Annotated in this window: 14 protein-coding genes and 1 pseudogene; 9 read left to right on the top strand and 6 right to left on the bottom strand. The window is 63.9% G+C overall.

Features of this window, described 5'->3' with window-relative positions:
* Positions 1-9: 9 nt before the first annotated feature.
* Positions 10-579 (bottom strand): DUF7000 family protein, encoded by a 570-nt coding sequence (locus tag AC07VH_RS02100; RefSeq protein ID WP_494786604.1) that lies wholly within the window; start codon positions 577-579, stop codon positions 10-12.
* Between the two features lie 194 nt (positions 580-773).
* Between AC07VH_RS02100 and AC07VH_RS02095 the strand changes: the two are divergent.
* Positions 774-1,460 (top strand): annotated as a pseudogene (locus AC07VH_RS02095) (Tn3 family transposase); the annotation flags it as partial.
* On the opposite strand, the gene AC07VH_RS02090 reads toward AC07VH_RS02095, so the two are convergent.
* Genes AC07VH_RS02090 through zigA form a run of 3 tightly spaced genes read right to left on the bottom strand, consistent with a single transcriptional unit; the run spans position 1,345 to position 4,290 of the window.
* Positions 1,345-2,043, bottom strand: a complete 699-nt coding sequence (locus AC07VH_RS02090) for a HoxN/HupN/NixA family nickel/cobalt transporter (protein WP_494786603.1) — start codon at positions 2,041-2,043, stop codon at positions 1,345-1,347. The pseudogene AC07VH_RS02095 and the gene AC07VH_RS02090 sit on opposite strands and share 116 nt — an antisense overlap.
* Entirely contained in the window at positions 2,040-3,044 is a 1,005-nt protein-coding gene (locus tag AC07VH_RS02085; protein ID WP_494786602.1) for a CobW family GTP-binding protein, read from the bottom strand. Before AC07VH_RS02085 ends, AC07VH_RS02090 begins: the two co-directional genes overlap by 4 nt.
* Positions 3,045-3,063: 19 nt before the next feature.
* Positions 3,064-4,290, bottom strand: a complete 1,227-nt coding sequence (gene zigA, locus AC07VH_RS02080; protein ID WP_475416012.1) for a zinc metallochaperone GTPase ZigA — start codon at positions 4,288-4,290, stop codon at positions 3,064-3,066.
* A gap of 153 nt (positions 4,291-4,443) precedes the next feature.
* Between zigA and AC07VH_RS02075 the strand changes: the two genes are divergently transcribed.
* The 7 genes from AC07VH_RS02075 (at position 4,444) to AC07VH_RS02045 (ending at position 11,870) form a co-directional block, all read left to right on the top strand.
* Positions 4,444-5,100, top strand: coding sequence for an ABC transporter ATP-binding protein (locus AC07VH_RS02075; protein ID WP_494786601.1), 657 nt, complete (start codon positions 4,444-4,446; stop codon positions 5,098-5,100).
* Entirely contained in the window at positions 5,097-6,293 is a 1,197-nt protein-coding gene (locus AC07VH_RS02070) for an ABC transporter permease (RefSeq protein ID WP_494786600.1), read from the top strand. Before AC07VH_RS02075 ends, AC07VH_RS02070 begins: the two co-directional genes overlap by 4 nt.
* A 10-nt stretch (positions 6,294-6,303) precedes the next feature.
* Positions 6,304-6,771 carry a DUF3299 domain-containing protein gene (locus AC07VH_RS02065; protein WP_475416015.1) on the top strand — a complete coding sequence of 156 codons (468 nt, stop codon included), beginning with the start codon at positions 6,304-6,306 and terminating at the stop codon, positions 6,769-6,771.
* Positions 6,768-7,223: a TlpA family protein disulfide reductase gene (locus AC07VH_RS02060; RefSeq protein WP_489627405.1), complete on the top strand. Its 456-nt coding sequence runs from the start codon at positions 6,768-6,770 to the stop codon at positions 7,221-7,223. Before AC07VH_RS02065 ends, AC07VH_RS02060 begins: the two co-directional genes overlap by 4 nt.
* Positions 7,224-7,306: 83 nt before the next feature.
* Positions 7,307-9,403, top strand: a complete 2,097-nt coding sequence (locus AC07VH_RS02055; RefSeq protein WP_494786599.1) for a bifunctional 2',3'-cyclic-nucleotide 2'-phosphodiesterase/3'-nucleotidase — start codon at positions 7,307-7,309, stop codon at positions 9,401-9,403.
* Positions 9,404-9,458: 55 nt separating this feature from the next.
* Positions 9,459-10,151 (top strand): tetratricopeptide repeat protein, encoded by a 693-nt coding sequence (locus AC07VH_RS02050; RefSeq protein ID WP_494786598.1) that lies wholly within the window; start codon positions 9,459-9,461, stop codon positions 10,149-10,151.
* A gap of 282 nt (positions 10,152-10,433) precedes the next feature.
* Entirely contained in the window at positions 10,434-11,870 is a 1,437-nt protein-coding gene (locus AC07VH_RS02045; RefSeq protein WP_475416019.1) for a catalase, read from the top strand.
* A gap of 92 nt (positions 11,871-11,962) precedes the next feature.
* Here AC07VH_RS02045 and AC07VH_RS02040 read toward each other — a convergent pair whose 3' ends face one another.
* Positions 11,963-12,295 carry a hypothetical protein gene (locus AC07VH_RS02040; protein WP_489627408.1) on the bottom strand — a complete coding sequence of 111 codons (333 nt, stop codon included), beginning with the start codon at positions 12,293-12,295 and terminating at the stop codon, positions 11,963-11,965.
* A gap of 159 nt (positions 12,296-12,454) precedes the next feature.
* Positions 12,455-13,633 (bottom strand): chymotrypsin family serine protease, encoded by a 1,179-nt coding sequence (locus tag AC07VH_RS02035; protein ID WP_489627409.1) that lies wholly within the window; start codon positions 13,631-13,633, stop codon positions 12,455-12,457.
* Positions 13,634-13,924: 291 nt separating this feature from the next.
* Between AC07VH_RS02035 and AC07VH_RS02030 the strand changes: the two genes are divergently transcribed.
* Positions 13,925-15,940, top strand: a complete 2,016-nt coding sequence (locus AC07VH_RS02030) for a serine protein kinase (RefSeq protein WP_475416022.1) — start codon at positions 13,925-13,927, stop codon at positions 15,938-15,940.
* Position 15,941 lies beyond the last annotated feature (1 nt).

The following is a 15,941-nucleotide window of genomic DNA, read 5'->3' as shown; positions in this document are numbered from 1 at the left end:
CATAGCCAATCAACATGTTTTTTCTCCCGTCTCAAAAGCTCTGAGGCTGTCGAGCACGGCTTCTGAGACACGCAGCGCTTCTTTCTCAATCTGTGTTGTGAGCAGATCTGCATTTGTAAAATCTGGTGACTCGACAAGTATCGCCTCCAGAACACTGTACTGAGGCATTTCGGTACGTTTTGCATTCCACGGACTGTTCTTCAATGTGTCCCAATACGCTTTCTGGATCGCTGCATTTTGCCCCATCAGCCACAATTCGAAGCGTAAGGCTTTATGGTTCAAAACAATGCCAAAACGCAGTTTTCGTTCCCGTAAATAATCATCAAAGAATGGAAAGTACGTAAAGTCCATATATCCTGGCGATATATTTCCGCAGACGAATCTACTGGTAAGGCTACTGATGAAATGCGCCTTTAAGTGCATCACATACCGTAGTAGATAGTAATATGCTTTCTGAATATCCCCTTGTTCAAGTTGAAATTTGTATGTAGCGATACATTTATCGATATCTTGTATATCGCTGCTTATGCCAGTTGCAGGGGATATGTCGAGTATTTGCGGTTTGTTATCATCGGTCATGATTCCATCCTGGTTTTTGCCTTCGTTGTCGTTCGTCGAGTATTGTTTTAGCGAAACTCGTTGAGATTGTATGTAATCAAAAATATGGTTTCAAGAACCATTTTCGAGAATCACAAGGTTTTGATTTCCCGTATCGCGTTGATTTCCCTGGCGGGCTTTTCATAAACCCTCGTTTTCCAGAAAAAGGAAACCGTATGCCCCGCCGTTCGATTCTGTCTGCCTCCGAGCGCGATAGCCTGCTTGCCTTGCCAGTCTCTCTGCTGAATTGGATAGGTCGGCAACTACGGCTCGACCCGATGTGCAGGCCGCAGTATGCCGAACGGGAGGAGACGCGGTGCGAGCATCTGCTTGAGCTGCCGGCGTACCTGGACAGGCCGAACTCGGGGCATATGCTGGAACACATTGAACGCCTCAAAACGTGGTAGACGATCGACCTGCCTATCAGCATCTAGCGGCTGGTGCACCAGAACCAACTGCTCAAGATCGCACGCGAGGGCGACCAGATGACGCCCTCCGACCTGGCGAAGTTCGAGCTGCAGCGCCGCTACGGCACCGAGGGCATGGCTACCGTCACCGACGAAATCATCGACCTGCATGACCGCATCCTGGGCTAACTGTTCAACGCTGCCAGCAACAAGCATCAACAGCAGTTCCAGGCATCCGGCAAGGCAATTAGCGCCAAAGTGGGGCTGTTCGGGCGCATCGGCCTGGTGCTGATAGAAGCCGAGCAGCCAGGCCGCGATCCGTTTACCGCCATTGAGGCGATCAAGTCCTGGGATGCCATCGCCGAGAGCGTCGCCGAGGCGCAGCAGCTCGCACAGCCCGAGGATTTCGATTGTCTGCACCGTACGGCCACCGGCGCCGGAACGCGCGCACGACATCGATCTTGCCGGTGCGCATGACCTTTGCCGTGACCCAGCCATCGAAGGTATCCGTCACGCCCATGCCGACGGCAAACACCGTCCCCGTCAGCAAGGCCGGCCCCATGCCGCCCAGCGCCACGGCCGCGTAACCCCAGGCGGCCGCCTGCAGGGCCGTGTCGAACACGAGCGCGAACAGCATGCCGACGAGGATGGCGCCCAGCGGCCCGGAAGCGCCCCGCAGCCAGCGCGGCAGCAGCCGGCCCCGCACCTCGGCCAGTTGCGCGCCGGCCAGCAGGCTGCGCGCATTCAGGGCGGCTATCATCAGCAGCAAGGCGATGGGCAGCCATTCCAGCCAGCCGAACAGGTTTGGCGACGGCGTAAATTGCCGCGAAGCCAGCGCGGCGACGGCCACGATGGCCAGCACGGTGAGGCCATGGCCCAGCGCAAACAGCGCGCCCATCCAAGGCGTCCAGTGGGGATGCGCGGCCTGGCTGCGCAAAGTGAGGCCGTCGACGGCGGCCTGGTGGTCCGGTTCCAGGCCATGCCGCATGCCAAGCAGGAAGATCAGCGCCAGGGCGGGCAAGCCCGCTTCGACGCTCATGCCGCCACCTGGGCCGGGCTGGCTGACTTGACCACGCAACGGTCCAGGCCCCGGATCAGCATATCCTGCGGCAAGTCGCGGCCGATGAAGATGATCTTGCTGGCGCGCGTCTCATCCTCGCGCCACGGCGCGCCCAACTCCGAGCCCATCAGCATGTGCACGCCCTGGAAGACGGCGCGGCAATGCAGGTCGGCCGCGTACAAGATGCCCTTGTAGCGCATCAGCTGGCTGCCGAACAGTTGCACCACGGCATCGAGGAAATTTTCCACCTGCAGCAGATCGAGGGCTTGTGCCTGGTGGTAGACGAACGATTGCACGCCGTCGCCATGGCGGTGTCCCAATTCTCCGAGGAAATCCGGCTCCAGCTCGACGATGGCGTTCAGGTTGAAGCCGCGGATGTTCAGGATATCGCGCAGCGGCACATTGCCGAAGCGCACTTTCTGTATGCTGACGCGGCCATTGATGGCGACCAGCCGCTGGCGCAGCGCGGCCAGTTCATCCTTGCCGACCAGGTCCGTCTTCGACAGCAGGATGCGGTCGGCAAAGCCCACCTGTTCCTGCGCTTCCTTGTGCGCCGTTAATTGCTGCTGCGCATGGCACGCATCGACCACCGTCAAAATGGCGTCCAGCATGTAAAACTCGCTGACGCTGGGCTCCGCAAAGAAGGTTTGCGCCACGGGGCCCGGCGCGGCCAGGCCCGTCGTTTCAATGATCACGTGATCGAAATCGATGCTGCCTGCCGCGCGCTTGGCGTGCAGCTCGCCCAGAATGCGGATCAGGTCGCCACGCACGCTGCAGCAGATGCAGCCATTGTTCATTTCCACGATCTGCTCGCCGCTGTCCTGCACCAGCAAGCCATGGTCGATGCTTTCGGCGGCGAATTCATTTTCGATCACGGCGATGCGCACGCCGTGGTCGCCCTGCAATATGCGCTTGAGCAAGGTCGTTTTCCCGCTGCCGAGAAAACCCGTGATGATGGTGACGGGGATCAGTTCTGTCATATTGCTTTCCTATCGATGGTTAATCTTCGAGTTCTTCCATCCGTTGCCATTGGGGAAACGGATCGGGCAGCTTGCGCCAGGCGGCCATGCCCTGGCGCGTTTCCGTGTAGTTGAGTTGACATTTCCTCAAGTCCGCCTCGATGGCTGCCTGGTCCATGTCCTGGCCGATGAAGACGAGCTCCTGGTAGCGGTCGCCGTACGTTTCGCTCCAGCCCGCCTTCACTTCCGCCAGCGAAGCCGCGTCCGTGGGCCAGCGCTCCTTCGGCACGGACGCCCACCACAGTCCCACGGGCTCGATATTCATCAGCTTGCCTGCGCCGGACAGGCTGGCCACCCACTCGGGGCGGCTGGCCAGCCAGAAATATCCCTTGCTGCGCACCACGCCCGGTATCGGCTGCGAAATATAGTCGTGCAAGCGCTGCGCGTGGAACGGTTCCTTGGCCCGGTAGACGAAGCTGCCGATGCCGTACGTTTCCGTCTCCGGCGTATGGGTGCCGGCCAGCTCCTGCGCCCAGCCCGGCATGGCGGCCGCCTGCTCCAGATCGAACAAGTTCGTGCCCAGGATGGCGTCGAGCGGCACGATGGACTGGTTGGTTTCGATGATGCGCGCGCCGGGATTGAGGGCCTTGATGACGGCCAGCACGCGCAGGCGCTCGGCCGCATCGACCATGTCGACCTTGTTGAGGACGATGACATTGGCAAACTCGATCTGTTCCGTGAGCAAGTTGGCCAACTGGCGGTCGTCGCCCTCGCCCGCGATCTCGCCGCGCTGCTCCAGACTGTCTTCGCTGTGGAAATCGGCCAGCAGGTTGGCGCAGTCGACGACGGTGACCATGCAGTCGATGCGCGCTACGTCGTTCAGGCTGTCGCCGTGCTCGTCCTCGAAGTCGAAAGTGGCGGCCACGGGCATCGGCTCGCCCACGCCCGTCGATTCGATCAATAAGTAATCGAAGCGGTCCTCGGCCGCCAGGCGCCGCACTTCCAGCAACAGATCGTCACGCAGGGTGCAGCAGATGCAGCCGTTCGACATTTCCACGAGTTTTTCTTCCGTGCGCGACAGGGCCGCGCCGGCCGCCTCGGCGCTGTCTTTCACCAACGAAGCATCGATATTGACTTCGCTCATGTCGTTGACGATGACGGCCACGCGCTTGCCTTCGCGGTTACGCAGTATGTGGTTGAGCAAGGTGGTCTTGCCGGCGCCGAGAAAGCCGGACAGGACGGTGACGGGGAGTTTGCGCTGGGGCATGATGTTCCTTTGGATGGCGTGGATGAGGGGCAGCAAAAGCGTGGCAATGGACGCCGAATTCTAAAATGCAAGTCTATTGCGTTTTGAATTATAATGCAGCTCAGTTGCATTTGTGCGGCAATCTTTGCCCGCCGGCCACCCGAAAGACTATCCATGCTCCACCTTGCCTCACTGACGTACGGCTATGATCCAGCCCGCCCCGTGCTCGATATTGCCGCCTTTGATTTACCCGCCGGGCGCCACGCGCTGCTGCTGGGGCCGTCCGGCTCCGGCAAGTCGACCTTGCTGCATTTGCTGGCTGGCATCCTGGCGCCCCAGGGAGGACGCCTGGAAGTGGCGGGCACGTCCCTGCCCTGCCTCACGCCGCGCCAGCGCGACAGCTGGCGCGGCCGCACCGTAGGCTTGCTGCCCCAGCAACTGGCGCTGGTGCCCAGCTTGAACGTGCTCGATAATGTCTTGCTGCCCGCCTACGCCAGCGGCCAGCGGCCCGATCCGATCCGCGCCGCCAGCCTGCTGGATCAATTGGGCCTGGCCGGCAAGCTGGCCACCTACCCGCATGCCTTGAGCGGCGGCGAACGGCAGCGGGCCGCCATCGCGCGCGCCGTCTTCCTGCGCCCACGACTGATCCTGGTGGATGAGCCGACGGACAACCTCGACGACGAAGCCTGCGCCGCCGTCGTCACCCTGATGGCCGGCCAGGCCACGCAAGTTGGCGCCTCGCTGGTGATTGCCAGCCATGACGCGCGCGTGCTGGCGGCCTTGCCGGGCGCTGCCGTGCTGCGCCTGCCCCGCGCCAGGGTCGCCGCATGAACGCGGCCACGCTGGCCTGGCGCGCCGTGCGCCACAAGCCGCTGGCATCGAGCCTGAATCTGCTGCTGGTCGCCATCGGCATCGCGATGATGACCTTCATTCTCGGCGTCTCGACGCAGCTGGAAGAGCACGCCGAGCGCGACGCGCAGGGCATCGACCTGGTGGTGGGCGCGAAGGGTTCTCCGCTGCAACTGATCCTGTCGTCCGTGTACCACGCCGATATTCCGACCGGCAATATTCCCGAAAACGCGCTGGCGGCGCTGGCCGCGCAGCCGCTCATCAAATCGGCGATCCCGCTCGCGCTGGGCGACAACTTCCACGGCTTCCGCATCGCCGGCAGCACCACGGCGCTGCTCGATCATTACGGCGCGCGCCTGGCGCAAGGACAACTGTTCACGCAGCCGATGCAAGCCGTGTTCGGCGCCCGCGCCGCGCGCGAAACGGGCGCAACCCTGGGCGCCCGTTTCGCCGGCTCGCACGGTCTGGCGGCGGGCGGCGAACTGCACGCGCATGCGCCCTACACGGTGACGGGCATCCTGCGGCCTACGGGCACGGTGCTGGACCGGCTGATCCTCACGCCCGTCGCCTCCGTGTGGCAAGTGCATGAAACGGATCCCGACGAGCAGCCTGCCGTGCCAACGGCTGCGCCCGGGCGCGAACTGACGGCCGTGCTGGTGCAATACGCCTCGCCGCTGGCCGCCGTCAGCCTGCCGCGCTGGGTGAATGGCCAGGCCCGGCTGCAGGCGGCCCAGCCCGCTTTCGAGGCGGCCCGGCTGTTCAATCTGCTGGGCGTGGGCATCGCCGTGCTGCGGGCCATTGCCGCCGGCGTGCTGATGGTGGCGGCCTTGTCGCTGTTCGTGGCGCTCTACGGCGCGCTGGAAGAACGCAGAATGGACCTGGCCATCCTGCGCACCCTGGGCGCCTCGCCCGCCAAACTGCTGCGGCTGCTGCTGGCGCAAGGCTTGCTGCTGTCATTGACGGGCGCGGCGCTGGGCTGGCTGCTGGGCCATGCAGCTGTCCGCTTGCTGGGCTGGCTGGAACCGATGCAGGACCTGCACCTGCAGGCCTGGCGCATCGCCCCTGGCGAAACCTGGCTTCCCGTGATCGCCGTCGCCGTGGGCCTGCTGGCCGCGGTCCTGCCCGCCCTGCGCGCCTACGGCACCGATATCGCCGCCACCCTGGCCCGCCCCTGAAAGGACAAACATGTTGAAAATCATGGCATTGGGCGCTTGCGCGCTGCTGGCAACAGGCGTGCAAGCCGCGCCCGCCGGCGAACCGCCCTCGTTCTTCGCCCCGTTGACGGACTTGCCCGGCGTCGTCTCGTGGAAACTGCTGGGCCAGGCCACCACCGTGAAAGCGAAAAAGGGCCGCATGGTGCCGCACTACACGCCGGAAATCAGCGCGCTCGACAATACAAACGTGAAAGTGCAAGGCTTCATGATGCCGTTGGAGCCGGGGCAAAAGCAGAAACACTTCCTGCTCACCGTCACCTCGGCCAGTTGCCCGTTTTGCCTGCCGGCCGGCCCGGAAGGCGTGGTGGAGATCAACAGCCGCACGCCCGTGAAATTCAGCTATGCGCCCTTCATCATGCAGGGCAAGCTGAAAGTGCTGGCCAGCGATCCCATGGGCCTGTACTACCGCATGACGGACGCGGCCGTGGTGCCGCCATGACGCGCTGGCCGGCGCTGCTCCTGTTGCTGGCCGGCCATGCAGCCGCCGCGCCGCTGGCCTTCGACCTGCCCCGCCTCGATGCGGGCGGCCAGCTAAGGCTCAGCCAGTTCCAGGGCCGGGCCGTGGTGCTGAACTTCTGGGCCAGCAACTGCCTGGCCTGTGTCCAGGAGTTGCCGATTCTCAATGCCCATGCCGCCAGCCAGCCGAAACTGCCCTTCGTCGGCATCGCCATCGATACGCGGACGGCCGCGCGGGCGTTTCTGCGGCGGCACCCGGCCAGCTATCGCCAAGCCCTGGGCTCGCCCGCCTTGCTTGTCACCTTTGGCAATCAAATCAATGGCTTGCCGTATACAGTGATTCTAAACTCTCAACATCAGATCTGCACGCGGCGCCTGGGGCCCGTCGATGCGGCCTGGCTGGTCAGTGCCGTGGCCGCCTGCAGCGCCCCCTGATTCCATGCGCCTTGCACGGCTGTCATCGCCGCGTCATATGGCGGCGTTACAGTCGCGTCCTTTGAATCTTTCCGAGGGCGGTAATGAAAACAAATTGGGTCATGCTGGCGGCGCTGGCAAGTGCGGGGCTGGTCGGTTGCAATGGCAGTTCCAACACGGCGCCAGCCATTCCCGAGGGTACGACGGTCACCGTAGCATTGCTGGAAACCACCGATATCCACTCGAACGTGTTGAGCTACAATTATTACGCGCTGGCCGAAGACACGAGCCTGGGCCTGGAGCGCACGTCGACCCTGATCCAGGCGGCGCGCGCGGAAAACCCGAACAACGTCTTGCTCGACGATGGCGACGTCATCCAGGGCACCTTGCTGGCCGACCTGCAGGCCGTGGCCGCGCCCGTGCCCTGTTCCGGGACGCTGGCCGTGCACAAGGCCATGAACGCGCTGAAATACGACGCGGGCGGCATGGGCAACCATGAATTCAACTATGGCTTGCCTTACCTGAGCCAGATCACCAACACGGATTTCGGCATTCCCGGCGTGGCCAAGCCGACGGGGACCTGCGGCGCGCCCGCCTTCCCTTCCGTGCTGAGCAATGTCGTAGGCGTGGCCAGCGGCAAGCCCGTCTTCCAGCCCTACGCCCTGCTGCCCCGCGATTTCGCCGCCACGGCGCCCGACGGCAGCAAGCTGACCGTGAAAATCAATGTGGGCGTGCTGAGCTTTGTGCCGCCGCAAATCCTCGAATGGGACCAGAAAGTGCTCGCCGGCAAAGTCAGCGTGACGGGCGTGCAGGAAGCGGCGAAACAGTATGTGCCGGAATTGCGCAACAAGGGCGCCGACCTCGTCGTGGCCCTGTCGCATGGCGGCCTGGACACGAGCGCCTACAGCCCGAAGATGGAAAACGGCAGCTATCACTTGACCAGCACGGGCATCGACGCGCTGATGATCGGCCACTCGCACCTGATCTTCCCGAAAGGCAAAGAGACGGGCGCGGCCGCGCTGGACGCCTCGTTCGCCGCCTTCCCCGCCAGCGCGAAGATCGACGCCATCAACGGATTTGTGAACGGCGTGCCCACCGTCATGGCGCAAAGCTGGGGGCGCCGCCTGGGCATCATCAAGCTGACGCTGGCGTATCAGGGCGGCAAGTGGGTGGTGCAGCCGGCCAGGACGACGGTGGAATCGCGCGGCTTCAAGTACACGGATGGCACGACCCTCGTGAAAGCCGACCCGGCCATCGCCCCGCTGGTGGCCACCGAGCACGCGGCCACCATCGCCTACGCCAAGCATCCGCTGGGCATCAGCACGGATTTCGAGATGTCCGCCTACTTCGCGCTGGTGGGCGACGTCAGCGCCATCCAGCTGGTGAACCAGGCGCAGCTCGATTATGTGAAGAACTTCATCGCCACCAGCACGGATGCGACCTTGTCCAGCTACAAGAATATCCCCGTCATCTCGTGCAGCGCGCCATTCAAGGCGGGCCGCAACGGGCCGTCGGACTTCACGGACGTGGCCGCGGGCGCGACGCCGGCCGCACCAATCGGCTTGCAGGTGCGCAATCCGGGCGACCTGTATTTATATAGCAATAACAACTTGCAAGCCGTGAAGATCAAGGGCGCGGACTTGAAGGCCTGGCTGGAAACGTCGGCCAGGCAATTCGCCCAGATCGACCCGAGCGCCACGGCCGAGCAGGACCTGGTGCCGTCGTATGGCACGATCTACAACTATGATGTGTTCTACGCGGAAAACAATGCGCTCACGTACCAGATCGACGTGACGAAAAAGCCGGGCAGCCGCATCGTCAATCTCGCGTACAAGGGCGCGCCGGTCGCCGATGGCGATGATTTCATCGTCGCCACCAACGATTACCGCGCCGGCGGCGGCGGCGCCGTGCCGGGCATCGACGGCAGCAAGACCATCATCAAGTCGCCCGATGCGAACCAGGCCGTGGTCAGCAACTACCTGGCGTCGCTCAGCACCAAGGGCGGCAAGGTGACACTGGCGGCCAATGGCAGCGCGCGCAGCTGGAGCTTCGTCAAGACGGCCACGGCCGGCCCCGTGATCCTGCGCTCGGCGCCGGGCCACCTGGCATTGGCGCAAGGCAGCGGCATCGCCAACGTGGCGGCCGAAGGCGGGCTCGACGCCAGCGGCTTCGCCAAGTACCGCATCGACCTGAGCAAATAAGGTCCATGGGCCGGAACTGCCGCAGTTCCGGCCTGTCTTGATGAAAGGTATCCAGATGAAACACGCACTCTCCCTCCCCGCCGTCGTGCTGGCTAGCGTCCTGGCCGCCTGCCAGGCGTCACCGCCGCCCACGGCGGCCGAAATCGAAGCCGTGGCCATGCTCGCGCGGCAGGCGGGCGACCGGCAGGCCGAGCGCCGTGTGCGCAGCTGGGCCGGCAAGGACATGCCCGTCGCCGAGCGCGAACTGGCGCTGATCTACCAGTCCCGTCCCGAGCGCCGCGCCGAGGCGCTGAGCCTGTTCGAACAGGCGGCCCGCGCCGGCGACACGGAAGCGGCCTTCGAGCTGGGCCAGATGCTGCGCGCGGCTACGCCGGCCCAAGCGTGGCTGTGGTACCGGCAAGCGGCGCAGCAGGGCCATGCGAAGGCGGCTCTGATGCTGGGCCTGCTGGCGGCGAATGGCGAAGGCGTGCCGCAAGATCCCGTCATAGCGGCGCACTGGCTGGCCAAGTCCAGCGAACTGGGCAATCCACACGCCATGTTCCTGCTGTACAACGCCTACCGCGAAGGCCGCGGCGTGCCGCGCGACTTGGCCAAGGGCCGTGAGTTGCTGGAAGAAGCGGCCCACCACGAATACCCGCCCGCCCTCCAGGAGCTGGCGATGACGGTGCAGGCCGACGACGCCCTGCGCGCGGGCCACCTGATGAAGGAAGCGACGGAGCACCGGCATAACAACTGGAACAAGTTCTAGGGCCTGGACAAAAGGCCAGTGGCGTGAGCGGTGCCCGCCTTTATATACTTGCAACTTGCAAGCGTGCGGGAGCGCAAGCCATTCAGCGCTTATGATGCAAGTGCACCGCCTGAGCTTGCCCAGGCGGCGTGACATGCCGCCCTGCAAGAAAAGGTTTACACTAATTTGCATTTTAGAAATTTTACTCTGGACCAGCCCCGGTGAGTGTGCATTCAACCCAGCCAGTGTTTGAGTAGCGCCGGTGCGTCCATTGCTCTGCCTAGCCATGAAAGAAAGAGTCCAATGAAAAAGCTGACCACCGCCTTTGGCGCGCCTGTCGTCGACAACCAGAATATCCAGACGGCCGGCCCCCGCGGCCCCGCCCTGCTGCAAGATGTCTGGTTCCTGGAAAAGCTGGCCCACTTCGACCGCGAAGTGATTCCCGAGCGCCGCATGCATGCCAAGGGATCGGGCGCGCACGGCACGTTTACCGTCACGCACGACATCACGCGCTACACGCGGGCGAAAATCTTTGGCGCAGTGGGCAAGCAAACGCCCATGTTTGCACGCTTTTCCACGGTGGCCGGCGAACGGGGCGCGGCCGATGCGGAACGCGATATCCGCGGCTTCGCCCTGAAGTTCTATACCGAAGAAGGCAACTGGGACCTGGTCGGCAACAATACGCCCGTGTTTTTCATGCGCGACCCATTGAAATTTCCCGATCTGAACCATGCCATCAAGCGCGACCCGCGCACCGGCTTGCGCAGCGCCAACAGCAACTGGGATTTCTGGACCTCGCTGCCGGAAGCGCTGCACCAGGTGACGGTGGTGATGAGCGACCGTGGCTTGCCGCGCAGCTTCCGCCACATGCATGGCTTCGGCAGCCATACCTTCAGCTTCCTGAATGCGCAAAACGAGCGTTTCTGGGTCAAGTTCACGTTCAAAACCCAGCAAGGGATACAAAACCTGACGGATGCGGAAGCGGAGGAACTGGTCGGCAAGGACCGCGAAAGCTCGCACCGCGACCTGTATGACAGCATCGAAAACAAGGATTTCCCCCGCTGGACCCTGTACGTGCAGATCATGCCGGAAAAAGAGGCAGGCACGTATCACCTCAACCCCTTCGACCTGTCGAAAGTGTGGCCGCACGGCGACTATCCGCTGATCGAAGTGGGCGTGCTGGAACTGAACCGCAATGCGGACAACCATTTCGCGGAAGTGGAACAGGCGGCCTTCAACCCGGCCAACGTGGTGCCGGGCATCAGTTTTTCGCCGGACAAGATGCTGCAAGGCCGGCTGTTTTCGTATGGCGACGCGCAGCGTTACCGCCTCGGCGTCAACCACAGCCATATTCCCGTCAATGCGCCGAAATGCCCGTTCCACAGCTATCACCGCGACGGCCAGATGCGCGTCGACGGCAACCAGGGCGGCACCCTGGGCTATGAACCGAACAGCGCGCAGGAATGGGCCGAGCAACCCGATTTCCGCGAGCCGCCATTGAGCATCGAGGGCGCGGCCGACCACTGGAACCACAGGGTTGACGAGGATTACTATTCGCAGCCGCGCGCCCTGTTCCGCCTGATGACCGCGGCGCAGCAGCAAGCCTTGTTCGACAACACGGCGCGCGCCATCTCGGGTGCCTCGGAGCAAGTCAAGCAACGCCACATCGGCAACTGCACCCTGTGCGACCCCGCCTATGGCGCGGGCGTGGCCGAAGCGATAGCCCGCCTGAGCAAATAAGGCAGGCCGCAAGACTGCGTGGAGGGCCTGGCAACAGGCCTTCCATGCAATACTTTCTGGCAGGCATACCAGCCGGCAGGCCCGCTTGCGGCCTACCAGCGCTGGATATCGATCTGGCCCGTGATGCTCGTTTCCACCGGATAGCCCTCAATCTGCAACGGTACGCGCCGCTTGACGGACGAGTCGCGCAGATACACGACGAGCGCCTCCTTGCCCACGGCCGTCTGCCCCAGGCTGACGCCTTCCACGCCGTCGATGGCCATCAGCGCCCGCTCATTGCGCCGTCGTGCCGCTTCCAGGCGGCCGTGCGGCGCGGCAGGCGCGTACTGCCCCATGCCCTGTCCAGTAGCCTCATCCGGCAAATACGGCATGGCGGCGTCCTCGAAGACGGCATATGGCGATTGTGCGAATTTACTGTTTGACATGACACACCCTCCTGATGCATTCCATGATACACCCGGCCATCCGGCGCTGCAGCACCCTTCGCCGGGCGCAAGCATGCGTGGCCACTACACCATCATCGTGCAAAAAGCGGCGTCAGGCAAGGCGGCGCGCCACCGCCTTGCCCGGTCCTGGCAGCGTGCTCAGGTGTACAAATTGATGTCGAGCGCCGCCACGACGCGCCGCATCTGGTTGGCGAACGTGATGTTGTTACCGCCCGCAAACAGCAGGCCGACGGGATTGCGCTGCTGGTTCCAGGTCCAGATGGACGAGCCGGAATCGCCGCCCGCGCTGAAGGCCCCGCTCACGCCCGTGATGGCGATCTGGTCCTGGAACAGCGCGATCCTGCCGCCGCCGTAATTGACGTTGATGGTGGCGCCAAGGCCCGTGATGCGGCCCTGCGTCAATTGCGTCGTGCGGCCGGACTTGCCGACCATCATGCCTAGCGCGGGCGCCACCAGCGCATTGCTGATGCGGAAATACGCGGGTACGCCGCCGCTCAGGTAGACCAGTTCGGGCCGCACGCGGTCTGGCCAGGCCCAGCCGGTGGCGCAATCGACATAATTGACGCCGCCGCTGAAATTGATGGGCACGAAGCGCTCGAGCACGGCCACCTGGTCTTGCGGGCAGCGGCCGCCGTCGACGGGGCCAGGCTGCACGATACAATCGTTGAACACGCCGCCATTGGAATTGGCCAGCACGTGATTATTGCTAAGAATCATCAAACGACCGTTGCGCGGCGCGCTGCGTCCCACGGCCAGGCAGCCGATGGTGCCGGCCGTGATGCGGAAATGCCCGACCGACACGCCGCCCGGCGCCGGGCGCAGGCGGAACCGGTGCGGCTGCGCATCGATCACGCCCGTGACGACAATATTCACGGGGACATGGTCGCTGGCCACGGCGCGCACGCCCATGGCGCCCACGATGGCAGCCTTGGCGCGGTCGACGGAGGTGGCTTCGGCCACGTACAGGGTCAGGGCCGGCAAGCCCGGCTCGCCGGACGAGCTGTCGCTGGCGCCCTCGCCCAGGCCGATGGACACGCCCTGGATATTGCCGCCGTCGCTGAAGGCATCGGCCGCGCGCACGCCGCCCGCCTGGGTGATACTTTGGCGCATGCCGTCTTCGATGCTACGCTTGATTTCCAGCAATTCCATGCTGACGCCGCTCAAGGCGTCGGGCACGTCCGCGACGGATGCGCTCTCGATCGTATTGTCGTCTGCGCCGGGGACGGCGAATTGGCCGACGGCCTCTTCATCGTCCGCGCTTTGCCCCCTGCCGCTGCCGCCAGGCGGGGCGCTGAAACCATTCTCGTTGCCTGTCATCGTGTTCTCCTCGTGGGTCGCCGCAAACCACCAGTGTGGACGGCCCGCGCGGGCCGGTATTGATCTGGATTGAACCGCGCGGACGCATGGCCGCCCTGCGCCGCAGGAGACAGCAAAGGAAAAAATAGTTCCCTTGCCAAGGTTGAGCAAGATCAGGCGTGCGGCCGGAGTCGCCGCCGTATACTTGACTGACAGGCGGGAAGCGGGCCTGTTCCACGGCAGCAAGGCCGGCAAGGTTGGCAGGGTTGGCAACAACGCGGCAACGCCAGCAACGGTATGGATGGGAAAACAATGACGAGCCCTGGTACGACAAGCCACGACGAGGCGCCTGCGGGCGGACAGGCAGGCCACAGCGCCGCGGATGCCGGCGGCCCAGACGCAGGCCAGCATGCGGGTTTTGTGCACGGCATGGCGGCATGGGCGGAAAAGCACCGCATCAGCCCCTGGCGCGGCAGTTTTGCCGACTTCATCGAACAGATCCTGCCCGGCCGCGCCGCCTTGCTGACGCGCAGCGCGCACCAGTACCTGTGGGACATGATGCGCTGGAATGGCCAGACCGACGCCGCCGGGCGCTTCCGCTGCCGCCTGTTCGACGACGAACTGTTCGGCATCGACGAGGCGATCGACCGGGTCGCCGCCTACTTCAAGGCGGCCGCCGCCGGCTCCGAGGTGGGCCGGCGCATGCTGTTGCTGCTGGGCCCGCCGTCGGGCGGCAAGTCGACCATGGTGATCCTGCTCAAGCGGGGGCTGGAAGAGTACAGCCACAGCAGCGAAGGCGCGCTGTACGGCATCGCCGGCTGTCCCGTGCACGAATCGCCGCTGCATCTGGTGCCGCACAGCATGCGCGCCGATTTTCGCGCCAGCTATGATGCCGAACTGCATGGCGAACTGTGCCCCCATTGCCGCGCCCGCCTGGAAGAGCAGTACGCCGGCGACTTCCTGCGCATGCCCGTCGAACGCATCCACCTGTCCGAGGCCGGCCGCTGCGGCATCGGCACGTATGCGCCGCACGATCCCACGACGGCCGACCTGGCCGACCTCGTCGGTTCCGTCGACCTGTCGAAAGTGGCGCAATACGGCGACGAAGGCGACCCGCGCGCCTGGTCCTGGTCCGGCGCCGTGTATGCGGCCAGCCGCGGCATGCTGGAAATGATCGAAATCCTCAAGGTCAAGCGGGAATTCCTCTACCTGCTGCTGACCCTGACGCAGGAAAAGAATGTCAAGGTGTCGCGCTTTCCCCTGATATACCTCGATGAAACCATCCTCGCGCACACCAACCTGGCCGAATTTCGTAAATTCCTGCAAGAAAGCGAGAACGAGGCGCTGCTCGACCGCATGGTCATCGTGCAAGTGCCGTACACGCTCAATTACCGCGAAGAAGCGCGCATCTACCGCAAGCTGATCCAGGCGGCCGCGCCCGCCTTCCGCGACGTGCACCTCGATCCGCACGTGCTGCATGCGGCCGCCGTGTTTGCCATCCTGAGCCGCCTGCCCGAGGGCGACGACAAGGAAGCGGAACTGGTCAAGAAGCTGCGCGTGTATGCCAACGAGGACGTCGACGACCTGCAACCGGCCGACCTGCGCCGCCTGCGCGAGCGCGACAAGGCGCCCGACGAGGGCCTGTCGGGCGTGTCGCCCCGTTTCGTCATCAACGCCCTGTCGCACGCCATCATTTCCGCCCAGCGCAACAGCCTGTCGACCATGGACGTGCTGCTGGCCCTGAAGGACGGCATCGAAAGCGATGCGCGCATCGAGCCGCGGCGCAAGCGCAAATGGGTCGATTATCTGGTGCTCACGCGCAAGGATTTTTATAACCGCTGGGTCAAGGCCGACGTGCACAAGGCCTTGTTCGTGTCATTCGAGCAAGAAGCACAGGACTTGCTGAACAAATATCTCGATGAAGTCGAAGCCATGCTCGACAACCGCCAGATCCGCGATCCCATCACCAGCGAAGAGCGCCGTCCCGACGAGCGCTTCCTGCGCGCCGTGGAAGAAAAAATCCACATCAGCGATTCGGGCAAGCAGTCTTTCCGCCAAGAAGTGGTGCGCAAGGCCATGAGCGCCTTCAAGCGGGGCGAGGCGTTCGGCCTGGGCAGCCATGCCCAATTGCACGACGCCATCCAGCAATATCTGTTCGAACAGCGGCGCGACGTGCTGCGCCTGGTCGGCTCGGCCAAACGCCCCGACGACGACGTGCGGGCCAGGATCTCCGCCGTCGAGCAGCGCCTGGTCGACGAATACGGCTACGACGCCCATAGCGCGCGCGAAGCGCTCAACTACGTGACCACCTTGCTGGCGCAGGAATAGC

The organism is Janthinobacterium sp. GW821-FHT03C10 (assembly GCF_059420865.1).
Note: the sequence above shows the minus strand (reverse complement) of the source record. Positions and strands in the feature narration are given on the sequence as shown.

Excerpts from the sequence above, each read along its gene's own strand:
- AC07VH_RS02100 (WP_494786604.1), bottom strand. The coding sequence starts at position 579 with ATGACCGATGATAACAAACCGCAAATACTCGACATATCCCCTGCAACT.
- AC07VH_RS02090 (WP_494786603.1), bottom strand. The coding sequence starts at position 2,043 with ATGAGCGTCGAAGCGGGCTTGCCCGCCCTGGCGCTGATCTTCCTGCTT.
- AC07VH_RS02085 (WP_494786602.1), bottom strand. The coding sequence starts at position 3,044 with ATGACAGAACTGATCCCCGTCACCATCATCACGGGTTTTCTCGGCAGC.
- zigA (WP_475416012.1), bottom strand. The coding sequence starts at position 4,290 with ATGCCCCAGCGCAAACTCCCCGTCACCGTCCTGTCCGGCTTTCTCGGC.
- AC07VH_RS02075 (WP_494786601.1), top strand. The coding sequence starts at position 4,444 with ATGCTCCACCTTGCCTCACTGACGTACGGCTATGATCCAGCCCGCCCC.
- AC07VH_RS02070 (WP_494786600.1), top strand. The coding sequence starts at position 5,097 with ATGAACGCGGCCACGCTGGCCTGGCGCGCCGTGCGCCACAAGCCGCTG.
- AC07VH_RS02065 (WP_475416015.1), top strand. The coding sequence starts at position 6,304 with ATGTTGAAAATCATGGCATTGGGCGCTTGCGCGCTGCTGGCAACAGGC.
- AC07VH_RS02060 (WP_489627405.1), top strand. The coding sequence starts at position 6,768 with ATGACGCGCTGGCCGGCGCTGCTCCTGTTGCTGGCCGGCCATGCAGCC.
- AC07VH_RS02055 (WP_494786599.1), top strand. The coding sequence starts at position 7,307 with ATGAAAACAAATTGGGTCATGCTGGCGGCGCTGGCAAGTGCGGGGCTG.
- AC07VH_RS02050 (WP_494786598.1), top strand. The coding sequence starts at position 9,459 with ATGAAACACGCACTCTCCCTCCCCGCCGTCGTGCTGGCTAGCGTCCTG.
- AC07VH_RS02045 (WP_475416019.1), top strand. The coding sequence starts at position 10,434 with ATGAAAAAGCTGACCACCGCCTTTGGCGCGCCTGTCGTCGACAACCAG.
- AC07VH_RS02040 (WP_489627408.1), bottom strand. The coding sequence starts at position 12,295 with ATGTCAAACAGTAAATTCGCACAATCGCCATATGCCGTCTTCGAGGAC.
- AC07VH_RS02035 (WP_489627409.1), bottom strand. The coding sequence starts at position 13,633 with ATGACAGGCAACGAGAATGGTTTCAGCGCCCCGCCTGGCGGCAGCGGC.
- AC07VH_RS02030 (WP_475416022.1), top strand. The coding sequence starts at position 13,925 with ATGACGAGCCCTGGTACGACAAGCCACGACGAGGCGCCTGCGGGCGGA.